The following is a 13298-nucleotide window of genomic DNA, read 5'->3' on the forward strand; positions in this document are numbered from 1 at the left end:
CGCCCCCTTCGGCAATCAGCCAAAGGGGGCGTTCTCACGTCTAGGCGAAGTGGCGCAAGCGCCGATACTGTCGATGCAGCTGCGGCCAATACTGCCAGACCAAGCCACCAGCCACGATGATGACCACCGCCGTAATGCTCAGACCAAAGTTAAAGCTGTCTGCGGAACGCTGGTTGATGAGCGCCAGCGCCGAAACGATGGCCGCCACGCTGACAATCAACCACCGCAACTGCGGCACCAACAACTGCTCGCCAGTCCGCTCCAACGACACATGCATGACGCTCCAACGCGTCAACGGAATCGTCACCAGGAAGACCAAGATGGCAAAGCCCAGGATGCCCCAAAACAGGCGGCCCGGCTGGTCAAACCCACCGCCGTAATACGTGTCGCTAGTCACCGGAAACAACATCATATTCAGATTCAACACGGCATTATTCAGTAAGACAATCAAGGCCACTGTACCGAGTCCCATCACCACCGGTCGGGTGAACACGGTGCCAATAAAGAACCCTACCATGAAGCCCCCGAGTACTAGCGCCAGGTTATACGCCACGGTTAAGCTGCCCGCCGCTAGCGACAAGTTATAATACTGCCCCGGAATGTAGACTTTAGCCGCCAGTAACGGCACGATTTCTTCGATCAGCGTCACCCCCGCCACCAGTGGCAGGTAGAGCCGCAACTTGGCCCAGAATACCGTTTGCCGCTTCAGACCAAGTCCCGCCAAGAAGCGGTCAAATTGACTTTGGCCGTCCCAGCCGGCCACGAATAGGCCGAGTGCCGTCAGCACGAGAATGCCCATGACGGCCACCTTGCTACCGACTTGGGTGTCGACGATTGGCGCATGGTCGCCGTCGTTTTTCACCACCATATCGTAGGTGTCGTGGCGGTACTTCGCAAATTGGTCGGCCTTGTAGCCCCAGTCCTTATGGTGCTTGGCAAAAGACTGCTCGGTCAACGCATGCGATTCCACCCACTGGTAATTGTCGTAATTCGACTTGACGCCAATGATCAGGAAGATGGCCGCCAGCCCGATGACCAGCCATACGAGCGGCTTATGCCGCGCCCAAATTAATGCACTTGCTTGTTTCATTGGCCATCCTCCTTAGCAAATTCATGGCGAAACAGATCCGTCAGCGTCAACGGTAAGGCCTCGTTTAACACGGGGTTGGCCGCCTCAATGGCACCTTGCACCGCCGGCGTGTAATCCGGAAAGACCACCGTCGCCACTCGCCCGGAAATCGTTATAACCTGACCGGCTTCGTGCACGATTGGCGGCAGCGATTTCCCAGGAAATACCAGCTGCAGCTTCACGGCGTGCTCGCGGTAATCTTCCAAGGTAATCGTCTGGTCGATGGTCGCATTCTTCAGGAACAAGATACGATCGGCCAAGCCGTCAAGTTCGTTTAGATTATGCGACGCAATCAGGAACCCGCGCTGACCGCCGGCGATTTCGGCAATCACCAGCTTAACGATGGTTTCTCGAACGAATAGGTCCAAACCGTCGAAGGGTTCATCGAGCATCATGAACGGTGCATTCGATGCCAGCGTCAGCGCCAGCACCACAACGGCTTGATAGCCCTTGGACAAGGCGCGAAATTGTTGCGTCGGCGCCAAGTCATTATCGACCAGCAGGGCTTCATACCGTGCGCGGTCAAAGCCTGGATAGCCAATGGCGTAAAAGTCGGCGATGTGCCGCAGCGAATAGCGCTTGAAAAAGAGATTGGCCGGATCGATATAGATGAGTTGTTGCCGCGCGGCAGGTTGCTCGGCAAACATCATGCCATCGATCGCCACGCTGCCGGCGTCTGGCAGATACTGATTCATCATGGTGCGCATCAGGCTGGTTTTCCCCGCGCCGTTGCGCCCAACTAAGCCGACGATTTCACCTGGCTGCCAGGTGAAGTTCACATTGCGCAGCACCGAGGCGCCCGCGATGGTTTTACTGAGTTGATTGACCGTTAATTGCATGCTACCCCTCCTGGTCGTGTTCTTTGGCCCATTCACACAAGGTGGCGGTGGTGACCCCCGCCGCCTTGGCCGCTAACACCACCGCCGAAAACCGCTGGTGCAGCTCGGCCACCTGGGCCGCTGCCGGCATCGTGTGCGCCGCGATGAACGAACCCTTACCCGGTTGCACCTGCACCGTGCCATCGAGTTCCAGTTGCTTATAGGCCTTAGCCACGGTGTTGGGATTCAGTTGCACCTGCTTGGCCATGTCCCGCACCGAGGGGAGCTTGTCACCGGGTTGTAGGATTCCTTGCACGACTTGTTGCTTGATTTGCAAAACCAGCCGCTCGTAATAAGCGTACTGGCCGAACCGTTGATCATCCATCGGCAGCCTCCTTTTTGTATTACGTGTACTATTATACACAGTACACTTCAAAGCACAAGCGCAGGCACAAAAAAACCACCCGGAAGTATTCGGGTGGTTCTGTCGTCTAGTTATCGCCGAGCTCGGCATCGTTTAATGTCGGGCCATAATGCTGGAGGAAGTAAATCAAGGTCTGTAACTCGGTGGCCAAATCGACATTTTGGACGCGCACATAACTGGGCACGGAAATGCGCAGTGGTGTGAAGTTCATGATGCCCTTGATGCCAGCCTTCACCAAGTCGTTGGTAATCGCCTGCGCCGCATCGGTGGGCACGGTGAGAATCACAATCTCGATTTGTTGCTCGCGCAGCTGGGTGACCATGTCGGCCATCGGGTAAATCGGCACGCCGGATTGAATGGTGTTGGCGATCTCGGGATTCACATCGAAGCCGGCACTGATGCGAATATTATTCGTCTGCCGAAAGTTGTAGTTCAACAAGGCGTGCCCCAGGTTGCCGACGCCGACCAAGCCAACGCTGGTGAGCTTGTCTTGATTCAGGATCTTCTTGAAAAACTTGATGAGATCCATGACGTCATAGCCATAGCCGCGCTTCCCCAACGCACCGAAATAGGAAAAATCGCGCCGAATTGTCGCCGAATCTACCTTTACCGCCTCGGCCAACTCGGTGGAGCTCACCTTCGTCGTGCCGGCATTGGCGAGAAACGTCAGGTAGCGGTAGTACAACGGGAGTCGTTTAGCCGTTGCCTTTGGGATCATTGTTTCCGCCATAATGTGCCTCCTAAGCATTCTTGCAAGATTTTAAGTCATACTATGTTGATAATAACTGGTTCAGGGGGTGAACGCAAGCAATTGGCCGGAGCTTGTTCGGATTTTTTCACAAGCCGCCGGCGGGAATATGCTATATTTAGACTTAGTGACTCTATTAGGAAGGAAGCCTTCGCATGATCATCCTCCAAGCCCAAGGCGTCGCCCGCAGCTTCAATGGCCTCGACCTGTTCACGGGCATTAACCTCGCCGTGCAAACCGGCGCCCGCGTCGGCCTCGTCGGGCCCAACGGCATCGGCAAAACGACGCTGCTGGAAATTCTCGCCGGGATCAATCCCCCCGACGCCGGCCACGTCACCACCAGCAAGAACCTGTCGCTGGGCTATCTGGCCCAGGACTCTGGCCTCACCGGCGACAATACCGTGTTCAACGAAATGTTGACCGTGTTTGCCCCGGTGATGGCGCTAGAAACGCGCATGCATGACCTGGAAAAACAGCTCACCCATGACGCCAGCGCCGCCGTGCTGGCCCAATACGACCAGGTGCAACACGACTTCACCGAGCAAAACGGCTACGGCTACCGCGCCGAGATTCGCGGCGTCTTACACGGGTTCCATTTTGACGACACCACTTATGATAAACCCATTCACACATTAAGTGGCGGCGAGCGCTCACGCCTGGCGCTGGCCAAGCTGCTGCTGGAGCGCCACGACCTGATTATCCTCGACGAGCCGACCAACCACCTCGATATCGACACCTTGACCTGGTTGGAAGGTTATTTGCGTGGCTACCCCGGCGCCATTCTCACCGTCAGCCACGACCAGTACTTCCTCGACCACGTCGTCACCGAAGTCTACGAACTCGGCCCGACCCAAGCCGTCCACTACACCACCAACTACACCGGCTACAAAAAGCAAAAGGCCGAAAACCTGGCGCTGGAGTGGAAAGCCTACGAAAAACAGCAGGAAGAAATCGCCAAGCTACAAGATTTCATCGACAAAAATATCGTCCGCGCCAGCACCACTAAGCAGGCCCAAGCTCGGCGCAAACAACTCGAGAAGATGCCCCGCCTAGCCCGCCCCGCCGGCCGCGAGAAGACGGTCCACTTCCAGTTCACGCCGGCCACCACAAGTGGCAACGAGGTGCTTCAGGTCCGCGGCGCGACGGTGGGGTATGAAGCTGCCAAGCCCATGGCCGGCCCAATCGATTTTGCGGTGAACAAAGGCGACCGCATCGCCATCATCGGCCCCAACGGCGTCGGCAAGTCCACGTTGCTCAAAAGCATCCTCGGCCAAATTCCCTTCCTCAAAGGCTCAGCCCGCTTTGGCACCGGCGTCACCACCGGCTACTACGACCAGGATCAACACCAACTACACTGGAACAAAACCGTCCTCGCCGAGATTTGGGACGAGCATCCGACCATGCTGGAAAAAGACGTCCGCGCCGCCTTGGCCGCGTTCTTATTCGACGCCGAAGACATCACCAAAACCGTCGCCGATTTGTCCGGCGGCCAAAAAGCGCGGCTGGAGCTAACGAAGCTATCGCTGATGCACGACAACTTTCTCGTGCTGGACGAGCCGACCAACCACTTGGACATTAATTCCAAGGAGGTCTTGGAAGAAGCCCTCGCCGATTTTTCCGGCACCGTCTTGTTCGTTTCGCATGACCGTTACTTCATCAATAGCCTCGCCACGAGCATTGTCGCGTTAGCCCCAACTGGGAGCACCACCTACCTCGGCGACTGGGACTACTATCAAGAAAAGCTCGCCGAAACCACCGCAGAAGCCGCGGCAGATGCCCCAGCTGCAGAAGCGGCTCCCGCGGTGGCCGCCACGGCGTACAGTCAATCCAAAGAAGCACAGCGCAACCACCGCAAACTTGAACGTGAAGTCGCCAAGTGGGAAGCCGAGCTGACGCGGCTGGAAGAAGCAGCCGCCGCCGTGCAAACCGACATGGCCGCCCCGGCAGCGTTAACTGATTACGTCAAAATGCAGGAACTACAAGCCAAGCTCGACGCCATCACTGCCGCCACCAATGAGGCAGAAACCGCGTGGGAACAAGCGGCAGAAGCGTTAGAAGAACTGGAATCCTAGGAGCAGAGAATGTTTTCACTATTACTGGCGATTATTTACCTGGCCTACATTAGCCTCGGGCTCCCCGATTCGCTCATCGGCGCGGGTTGGCCGGCGATGCATGCACAACTCGGAGTGCCCGTGAGCTACGCGGGGCTGATTACCATGATCATCTCGGCCAATACGATTATCTCGAGCTTGTTGTCCAATCGATTGAACCGGCGCTTCGGCACCGGCCGGGTCACCGCCGTGTCGGTCATGACCACCGCGTTGGGGCTGTTTGGGTTCGCACTGGCGCCAAGCTTTATCTGGCTGTGTGTAATCGCGGTGCCTTATGGTCTCGGTGCCGGCGCCGTGGACGCCGCGTTGAACAATTACGTCGCCTTGCACTATTCCACGCGCCAGCTCAACTGGCTTCACATGTGCTGGGGACTGGGCGCCGCGATCAGTCCAAACGTGATGGGGTTTGCACTGACCCATCACCTCGGCTGGCGCAGCGGCTATCTGGCCATCGGCATCGTTCAAGCGCTGTTGACCATCGCCTTGTTTGCCAGCCTGCCGCTGTGGCATGAACGCCACACTGCGACTGCACCAACTAGTGCCAGCGGCCAACTCCGCGGATTGCCCGGATTGCCTCAGGCCTTGATTGCCTTTCTGGCTTATTGCGCGATTGAAGGCACGGCCGGCATTTGGGCCGCCTCTTATCTGGTGGCTAGCCGTGGCGTTCACCTCGCCACCGCCGCCAGGGCCGCCGCGCTGTTTTACATCGGCATCACCGTCGGCCGCTTCATCGCCGGCGTCGTCGCCGACCACATCGGCGACCGAGCGTTGATTTGGAGTGGCATTGGCGTGCTCGCCACGGGTGGGGCCTTGTTGCTGTTCCCGTTGCCAAGCCACGTGGCAATGATGGCGTTGCTCCTGATTGGCGTCGGCTGTGCCCCGATTTATCCCACGATTATTCATCAGGTGCCAACCGACTTCGGTGCCGCCAACTCGCAAGCCGTCATCGGCATTGAAATGGCATCGGCGTATGTCGGCTCCACCTTCGCCCCGCCAATCTTTGGCTGGTTGGCCGGCAGGACGAGCCTCGGCCTCTACCCCGTTTACCTGTTGGTGCTGACAGTGGTGATGGCCGGCGCGCTCGCCTGGCAAACGCACCAACTTCAGCAGCACTAGTAAAACCCCGCAACCTGACTTCAGGCTGCGGGGTTTTTAGCGCCATCTAAGACTGTCAGCGCAATAACCCGACTTGATAACACTGCAACAGCACAAAGACGACGAGCACAATGCCGATAAAACTGACCAGCCGCCACTCGCCAAACGTGACCGTCGGCATACTTTCCAGTCCAACTCGGCGGCGACGCAGCAACGCGACGCGGTCGCAAATCAGCGCGATCACCAAGAGCAACACCGGCTCCAGTAACAACCCCGCCCGGCCGCTCCAGCTATCGGCGGCCCCTGCACCGTTGAAGTGCATGACCACATGAGCCGGCGCCACAGCCATGAGCACCGCGGTCACCACAACGGATACGACGACGGCGCCGTAGTTATAAAGCCGAAAACGCTTCATCCCCCAGGCCTCTTTTCTGCCCGAAATATACACCTGACCACGCGCGCTGACCAGTCAACAGCCGACTGCACGAGACGGGTCAGCCGGCTGTTGGTTAGGCATGTTGAAAATTCAATCCCGGCACGGCGTTTAACGTCGCGTCGGCAAAATGCTGGTGGGCCAATTCGATGTGTGCAGCGGCACCAATCATCGCGGCGTTGTCGCCGGTCAGGCGCACCGGTGGCACCAGCAACGTCGTCTCCGGAAACTCACGAGCCAAAGCGGCTTCAAGCGCCGCCTTTAAGCCCCGGTTAGCGGCTACCCCGCCGGCTAACACGAGCTGAGCCACGGGATGCTGGCGCAAGGCAATCAGCGTTTTGCCCACCAGCTGGTCGATCACGGCGGCTTGAAAACTTGCGGCCAAATCATTGCGATCCAACGTCTCGCCGATTTGATCCGCATGGTGTACCGTGTTGATAAACGCCGACTTCAAGCCGCTAAAGCTGAAGTCGAGGTCGTCGGAGTCATGCATGGCCCGCGGAAAATCAAACGTGTCATGGCCAGCATGGGCCATTTCATCGACGGTTTTCCCCGCCGGATAAGGCACGCCGAGCACCCGGCCGATTTTGTCATACGCCTCACCGGCCGCATCGTCGCGCGTATCGCCAATGATTTCATATTCACCAGCCGCGCGCATCACCACGAGCTCGGTGTGGCCGCCTGACACCACCAGCGCCAGCAACGGATAAGTCAGCGGCGCCACGAAGCGCGCGGCATAAATGTGGCCGGCCATGTGGTTCACCGGAATCAAGGGCAGACCATGCGCAAAGGCCAAAGTCTTCGCCGCGGTGACGCCGATTAACAACGAGCCCACCAGTCCCGGGCCATAGGTGACGGCCACGGCAGTGAGGTCGGCGTAGGTCACCCCGGCTTCCTGCAGCGCCAAATCGGTACACTCGGTAATTTGCTCGACGTGGTGGCGACTGGCAACTTCAGGCACGACGCCGCCAAAACGTTGGTGACTATGAATCTGCGTGGCGATGATATTGCTCAGAATCTGCGTGCCGTCTTGCACCACGGCCACGCTGGTTTCATCGCAACTACTTTCAAACGCCAAGATCAATTCCCGTTGACTCATCGTTCGTCCTTTCTACAACCCCAGGCGCATGTCCATCGCGTCGGCATGGTCGCTCACATAATACCCTCGCTTAATACGCCCGTCGGTGAAGCCCAAGGCATGATACAACGCCTGCGCGGTGCCGTTATCGGTACGCACTTCTAGCGTCATCGCCGCGCACCCCATGGCGGTGGCCTGCGCAATCATGGTGTGCATCAGCGTGCGGCCAATGCCGCGCCGCTGCCAACTCGGGGCCACGGCAATGTTGGTGACGTGGGCCTCGGCTTTGGTGAACCAGCAGCCGATGAAAGCCACAATGTGCTCGTCATGCGTCAACACCAAGTACAGCGAGTGCTGCACCTTCCGCAATTCCGCTAAAAATGCCACCCGGTCCCATGGCGTATCGGCATAAATCGCCCGTTCGATTGCTAGCGCCCCATCGACATCGGGTTCCCCCATTCGCCGCAGCTGGTAAACCGTGTCGCGAATCGTCAGCGTCTGCATGGGGAAACGCAAGGTGTCAGGTGGTTCGCCCTCAAACCAAGATTTAAACTTTCTCAACATAAGGCTCATGCTCCGTATCATCGTGCGTTGCCAGCCACTGCCGCTCGGCTTCCGTCACCCGCAGGTACTGTGGCGTTAAGGTCATGGCGTCCGCCAGCGGCGCGTGCAACCCCAACAAACCCAGGCGAGCAGCCCGCGGCAAACTGGACACCGGATCGGCAAAACTTGCTTGGCCGCCGAGCTGCAGGCGGCAAGCCGCGGCAAACTTTGGCGTGTCCACCCCGGTGAACACCACCGGCTGCTGCAACAAGGCGAGCTCGGCCAACAATTGACTCACGGCTAGGTGCCGGTCGGCAATTACGGGTAACAACTCCCCATCGCGCCACTGGTAGCCACCGGCAAACACATTTTGACGGCGCGCGTCCATTAACGGCACGATGATGGCATGCGTGTGCGTGACACCGGCAGCCAACACGGCGAGGCTCGACACCGCCGCCAGCTCGATGCCAAGCGTGTACGCCAGCATCTTGCCCGTAGTCACGGCGATGCGAATCCCGGTGTACGATCCCGGCCCCGCCGCCACGACAACGCGGTCGAGGTCTGCCGCTTGCCATTCCGCGGCGGCGAGCAACTGCTGAATCGTTGGCATCAACAGGTCGCTATGCGTTTTGCGATGATTGATGGTGGTTTCGGCAATCACGGTGGTATCTTGCATCACCGCAACGCTCATCGCCTGATTGGATGTGTCTAACGCCAATAGTTGCATGTCCTAATCCTCCAGACGTCCAGTTTACCATTGTTTTTTAGTAAGAAAAAGCCGCCGCAACCTGCGACGACTCCGAAGTTATGCTAAATGCGGTTTGATTTGCGCGACGGCCTTTAACGTGACATACGCGAGCCCAGCCTGAATCGGCAAGGTCGCGAGTTCCTTGATCGCCCGCGGAATCAAGATGGTGTTCCAGCTGGCCCCGAGCATCACTACCCACAGCGTGTTGAGCACGGTGTAGACGATACCGACGACCAAGATGGTGGCCAACAGGATCCGCCACACCGTCACCGGCTGTTCATGCAGGAAGATGCCGTAAATCATTACAGCTAACGCGGCGCTCAGCGTGAAGCCAAGGAAATTCGGTCCGCCGCTGAGGATGGTCGACAGCTGATCGGCGATGGCAGCGGCCACAGCCCCCAACCACGGTCCGAGGTAATACGCCATTAATAACGTGGCGAAAATACCAGGGCCAATTTGCAACCAGGTGGTGCCAAAACTGAACCGCTCCAGCACCACGCTCATTGCGACGAGCATGGCCATGACGACGGTGGTGCGGGTGGTGACCCGCGGACTACTAAACGATAAACTTACCATGATGCTGCCTCCTAGTGGGAGACGCCTATGTTAGGCGAATGCGGCCCCACCATCGCGACTGAGTCTTCGTCCGACGTTCACATTCCGTTCCGTCAGCACTTAACGCGGTGGGGCCTACTCCTCTGAATTTGATGGTACACAAGGAGTATACCTGGTTTTCAGGAAAAGTAAATGTTCGGGTCTGGCTGTTTTCATCATGATTCTGTCATGAATCTCTCTAAACTTTCTTAGTTGGTTGCCCCGCTGTTTTCAGAGAACCCGCGTACACTAAACCATCGTAACCAAACCACCTCGCAGTTTGAGGTTCCCTTAATGCCCCACCGCAATGCGGTGGGATTTTTTTATGCTGTACCAGGGCACAACGCGCAACCCCCTCTCGACGGCCACGCCAAACGCGCGTAAGCTACACGTGGAGGTAAATCATGCAGACCATCACGCTGTCGCAACTTGAATCCCGTCTTGCTACCATCCTCGGGCCGTCCGGTTGGTGGCCGGCGGACAGCCCCACCGAGATTCTCGTTGGGGCCATTCTCGTGCAAAACACCAACTGGCGCAACGTCGCCGCCTCCCTGGCCAATTTGCGAGCGGCCACCGGTTTCACGCCTCGCCGACTGTTCGCGTTAAGCACGGCCCAACTACAACCCTTGATTCGCCCCAGCGGTTTTTACCGCAATAAGGCCCGCGCAATTTTGGCGCTCGGACAGTGGTTGGCAACGCGCAACGACGACCTCACAGCGATTGCCGCCTTACCACCTGCCCAATTACGCCAAGAACTGCTGGCACTGCCTGGAATCGGTCCGGAAACCGCTGACGCCATGCGCCTATACGTCTTTGATCAACCCACGTTTATCGCCGATCATTACTGTCGTCGCCTGTTTACCTGGCTCGGCCAACCGGCGGAGACTTACGCCAAGTTGCGCGCCCAGACTAAGGCCGTGGACGCCTGGCCGCTTCATGCGGCGCAGGAGCTGCATGGCCTCATCGATAACTTCGGCAAAACAGTCAAAACCGCCGCCGACTTTGCCGTAAGTCCGTTGGCGGATGTCAAGTTGACCTTACCGGCCGGCCCTTGGGAGGAAAATCTATGACTCACATTGCCGTCTTTTGTGGTGCCGCCAGCGGTACCGATCAGCGCTTCACGCAAGCCGCGACCACGCTTGGCCAGTGGCTCGCCACCCACCACCACACTTTGGTGTATGGCGGCGGGCGGTTTGGCTTAATGGGCACCGTCGCCACCGCGTGCCTGGCCGCAGGTGGCACGGTCATCGGCATCCTGCCCCAAAACTTATTCGCACGCGGCGTGGCCTTACCCGGCATCAAGCTCACCATCACGCCGGACATGGCCACGCGCAAGCAACAGATGCTGGCGCTGAGCCGCGGCTGCATCGCCTTGCCTGGTGGTCCCGGAACGCTGGAAGAAATCAGTTCGGCGTTTTCCTGGGCACGCATCGGCGACAACGCCAGTCCTTGCGCCTTCTACAACGTCGCCGGTTACTGGGATCCGTTAGCAGCGATGTTCGACCAAATGGTGAGCGCAGGATTTCTTACCGCCACCGATCGCGCCAAACTGTGCTTCAGCGCCGATTTAGCCACTATCGCCACCTTCATGCGTGACTATACCCCACCAGAGATTCGCCGGTATTAAAAAAGCGCGCAAGCTGCGCGCTAATGTTGCCGCCAAGTTAAGGTTGCTTCGGCATTCAAGGTGTCTCCGGTGACAATCCGGTGATGGGTCGTCAAGCCGGCAATTTGCACCTGTGAGCTCGGTGTGGTGCCAGCGGCGACTTCGCGGGCGTATTTAATGTCCATCGTCGCCAATTCATGGTTGGCTAGCCACGCACCACCCAGCACGTCTTCCATCCACTCGAAATAATGCACGTTGTTCACGTGCCCGTTGCCATCGATGTCGAAATAGCGCACCCGGTAATCGGCCGCCGCATCCACGGCACTGAGCTTGCCGATGCGCGGAAAGCGACGCACATGAGAATCAGCCACCGCACCGACTTTCTCGGCAAAATTCGGTTTAATCGGAATAATCTTGCGAGTGGCGAGGTCCATCATCACCCAGGCCCCACTCATTCGCGCCAGCTCATCGCCGGCCGGCGTGCGTAGCCAGTAGTCCCGGTAGGTCATGAGCTTGTTGTAACTGACGGCCTCTGTACCCAGCACGACTTGCTCTTCCATTTTCGGCATGCGGGTGACGTCGAGGTGGTACTGGGTGATGACCCAGCCGGCACCTTCTTTGCCCAGCGCGGCGATGCCAGCATCAACGGCGTCGAGTTGATGCTCGCTGCCAAGCAACAACATGTTCACCAGGGTGGCCAAGCTCGCGGTGCCTTTTTGCGTGGCTAGGAAAAATGGCATCTGATAATTTTCTTCGTACTTCATTGTGACTCCTTTGCGGGTGTCAGCCCGTGATAATCGGCATACACCACCTGCTTCTTCACACCATTGGCCTTGGCCACCGCCTTGATTGCAGCAGTCGGCGTCAGGCCCGAGGCAACTTGGGCCGCCACCTGCTCTGCCAACGGTACGGTGGACGGTTGCGGTGTGGCTGCCGGCGCCCCGGCCACCATCACCACAAACTCGCCGCGCGCCGTGTCAGCTAACATAGCTTGCAACTCGCTAAGCCTACCGCGCAAAAACTCCTCGTGCAGCTTTGTGAGCTCGCGCGCAGCCACCGCCTGCCGGTCACCGAATGCGGCTTGCATGGCGCCCAAGGTCTTGACGACGCGATACGGCGACTCGTAGAAAATCATCGTCGCTTGCTGGCACGCCAGCTCGGTCAAAGCCGCTCGTTGCTCGCTGGCCTTGCGCGGTAAGAATCCGTAGAACAGGAACGGTTGCGGCACCAACCCCGAGGCAATCAAGGCGGTGAGCCCCGCGTTTGGCCCGGGCAACGGCACCACGGGAATATCCGCCGCAATAGCTGCATTGACCAGCTCGTGGCCCGGATCGGAAATCGACGGCATTCCGGCATCGCTGACTTGCGCGATATCCTCACCCGCCTGCAGCTTCGCGATGAGTTCGGGAATCCGTGCCTGCGTGTTATGCTCGTGGAAACTGATTTGCTTGGTCGCAATATCGAAATGATTCAACAACTTCTGGGTGTTGCGCGTGTCCTCGGCGGCAATTACGGCCACTGTGCGCAGCGTTTCCACGGCGCGGCTGGTCATATCCCCTAGATTGCCAATCGGCGTCGGCACGAGGTATAGCGTGCCAGTATCGTGCGCGCCAAAGCTCGCCTGCCGCCCGCTCACCGGTGCTCACCATAAATGACTTCCAGGCAAAAGGCGCAGGATTCATCGTCGATGCGCCGCTGACCGTACATAACGGAACAAACGTGGAAGCCTTCTTCGTAAAGTTTCTGGAGATTGGCCTTGGACTTTGAGAGTTCCTCGGCACCGGTGGAATGATGGTCCGTGTTTTGCAATTCCTGTAGGTGCTCGCGAAGATGCTTATTTTCGATTTCCAGTTCCGCATTTTGCTCCAACACGTTGGTCATGTCAGCCTTTAGGCGCGCCATGGCCGTCATCGTGCGCTGTAAATCCTGTTCCACCTGCACGAACCCGTCGTATAAGTCTTTCTTTTCCAC

At 58.2% G+C, this 13298-nt stretch carries 16 protein-coding genes and 1 riboswitch; of the genes, 4 read left to right on the forward strand and 12 right to left on the reverse strand.

Annotated features, from left to right (window positions below; all coding sequences use genetic code 11):
• Positions 1–40: 40 nt before the first annotated feature.
• The 4 genes from FD02_RS09555 to FD02_RS09570 form a co-directional block, all read right to left on the reverse strand.
• Entirely contained in the window at positions 41–1090 is a 1050-nt protein-coding gene (locus FD02_RS09555; RefSeq protein ID WP_056951977.1) for a hypothetical protein, read from the reverse strand.
• A complete protein-coding gene (locus FD02_RS09560) occupies positions 1087–1968 on the reverse strand; it encodes an ATP-binding cassette domain-containing protein (protein WP_056951979.1) in 882 nt (293 codons plus the stop codon). Before FD02_RS09560 ends, FD02_RS09555 begins: the two co-directional genes overlap by 4 nt.
• A 1-nt stretch (position 1969) precedes the next feature.
• A complete protein-coding gene (locus FD02_RS09565; protein WP_054721519.1) occupies positions 1970–2332 on the reverse strand; it encodes a GntR family transcriptional regulator in 363 nt (120 codons plus the stop codon).
• Positions 2333–2438: 106 nt separating this feature from the next.
• Positions 2439–3101, reverse strand: coding sequence for a redox-sensing transcriptional repressor Rex (locus tag FD02_RS09570; RefSeq protein ID WP_056951981.1), 663 nt, complete (start codon positions 3099–3101; stop codon positions 2439–2441).
• A 173-nt stretch (positions 3102–3274) separates the two neighbouring features.
• Here FD02_RS09570 and FD02_RS09575 point away from each other — a divergent pair, with 173 nt between their 5' ends.
• Positions 3275–5191 (forward strand): ABC-F family ATP-binding cassette domain-containing protein, encoded by a 1917-nt coding sequence (locus tag FD02_RS09575; protein ID WP_056951984.1) that lies wholly within the window; start codon positions 3275–3277, stop codon positions 5189–5191.
• A 9-nt stretch (positions 5192–5200) separates the two neighbouring features.
• Positions 5201–6346, forward strand: a complete 1146-nt coding sequence (locus tag FD02_RS09580; protein WP_056951986.1) for an MFS transporter — start codon at positions 5201–5203, stop codon at positions 6344–6346.
• A 55-nt stretch (positions 6347–6401) separates the two neighbouring features.
• On the opposite strand, the gene FD02_RS09585 is transcribed toward FD02_RS09580, so the two are convergent.
• From FD02_RS09585 to FD02_RS09605, 5 genes are all read right to left on the reverse strand, one after another.
• Entirely contained in the window at positions 6402–6740 is a 339-nt protein-coding gene (locus FD02_RS09585; protein WP_054721517.1) for a DUF1648 domain-containing protein, read from the reverse strand.
• A gap of 94 nt (positions 6741–6834) precedes the next feature.
• Positions 6835–7857, reverse strand: a complete 1023-nt coding sequence (gene tsaD / locus FD02_RS09590) for a tRNA (adenosine(37)-N6)-threonylcarbamoyltransferase complex transferase subunit TsaD (protein WP_056951988.1) — start codon at positions 7855–7857, stop codon at positions 6835–6837.
• A 12-nt stretch (positions 7858–7869) separates the two neighbouring features.
• The gene (gene rimI / locus FD02_RS09595; protein WP_054721515.1) at positions 7870–8400 is read right to left on the reverse strand and encodes a ribosomal protein S18-alanine N-acetyltransferase; all 531 of its coding nucleotides are present in this window, start codon (positions 8398–8400) and stop codon (positions 7870–7872) included.
• A complete protein-coding gene (gene tsaB / locus FD02_RS09600) occupies positions 8384–9106 on the reverse strand; it encodes a tRNA (adenosine(37)-N6)-threonylcarbamoyltransferase complex dimerization subunit type 1 TsaB (protein WP_056951989.1) in 723 nt (240 codons plus the stop codon). Before tsaB ends, rimI begins: the two co-directional genes overlap by 17 nt.
• Before the next feature lie 78 nt (positions 9107–9184).
• Entirely contained in the window at positions 9185–9703 is a 519-nt protein-coding gene (locus FD02_RS09605) for a folate family ECF transporter S component (RefSeq protein ID WP_054721513.1), read from the reverse strand.
• Between the two features lie 30 nt (positions 9704–9733).
• Positions 9734–9827: riboswitch (THF riboswitch) on the reverse strand.
• Between the two features lie 307 nt (positions 9828–10134).
• Between FD02_RS09605 and FD02_RS09610 the strand changes: the two genes are divergently transcribed.
• Positions 10135–10791 (forward strand): endonuclease III domain-containing protein, encoded by a 657-nt coding sequence (locus FD02_RS09610; RefSeq protein ID WP_082603400.1) that lies wholly within the window; start codon positions 10135–10137, stop codon positions 10789–10791.
• Positions 10788–11348, forward strand: coding sequence for an LOG family protein (locus FD02_RS09615; protein ID WP_056951991.1), 561 nt, complete (start codon positions 10788–10790; stop codon positions 11346–11348). The genes FD02_RS09610 and FD02_RS09615 overlap by 4 nt, the downstream gene beginning before the upstream one ends.
• A 20-nt stretch (positions 11349–11368) precedes the next feature.
• Here the strand turns inward: FD02_RS09615 and FD02_RS09620 are convergent, their stop codons facing one another.
• The 3 genes from FD02_RS09620 to FD02_RS09630 are packed head-to-tail and all read right to left on the reverse strand — an operon-like array spanning position 11369 to position 13298.
• Complete coding sequence (locus FD02_RS09620) at positions 11369–12091, reverse strand: acyl-[acyl-carrier-protein] thioesterase (protein ID WP_054721509.1); 723 nt, start codon at positions 12089–12091, stop codon at positions 11369–11371.
• Positions 12088–12963 carry a 16S rRNA (cytidine(1402)-2'-O)-methyltransferase gene (rsmI, locus tag FD02_RS09625; RefSeq protein WP_054721507.1) on the reverse strand — a complete coding sequence of 292 codons (876 nt, stop codon included), beginning with the start codon at positions 12961–12963 and terminating at the stop codon, positions 12088–12090. The genes FD02_RS09620 and rsmI overlap by 4 nt, the downstream gene beginning before the upstream one ends.
• Positions 12960–13298: a DNA replication initiation control protein YabA gene (locus FD02_RS09630; RefSeq protein WP_054721506.1), complete on the reverse strand. Its 339-nt coding sequence runs from the start codon at positions 13296–13298 to the stop codon at positions 12960–12962. The genes rsmI and FD02_RS09630 overlap by 4 nt, the downstream gene beginning before the upstream one ends.

This window comes from Lacticaseibacillus nasuensis JCM 17158, assembly GCF_001434705.1.
GTDB classification, from domain to species: Bacteria; Bacillota; Bacilli; order Lactobacillales; family Lactobacillaceae; genus Lacticaseibacillus; species Lacticaseibacillus nasuensis.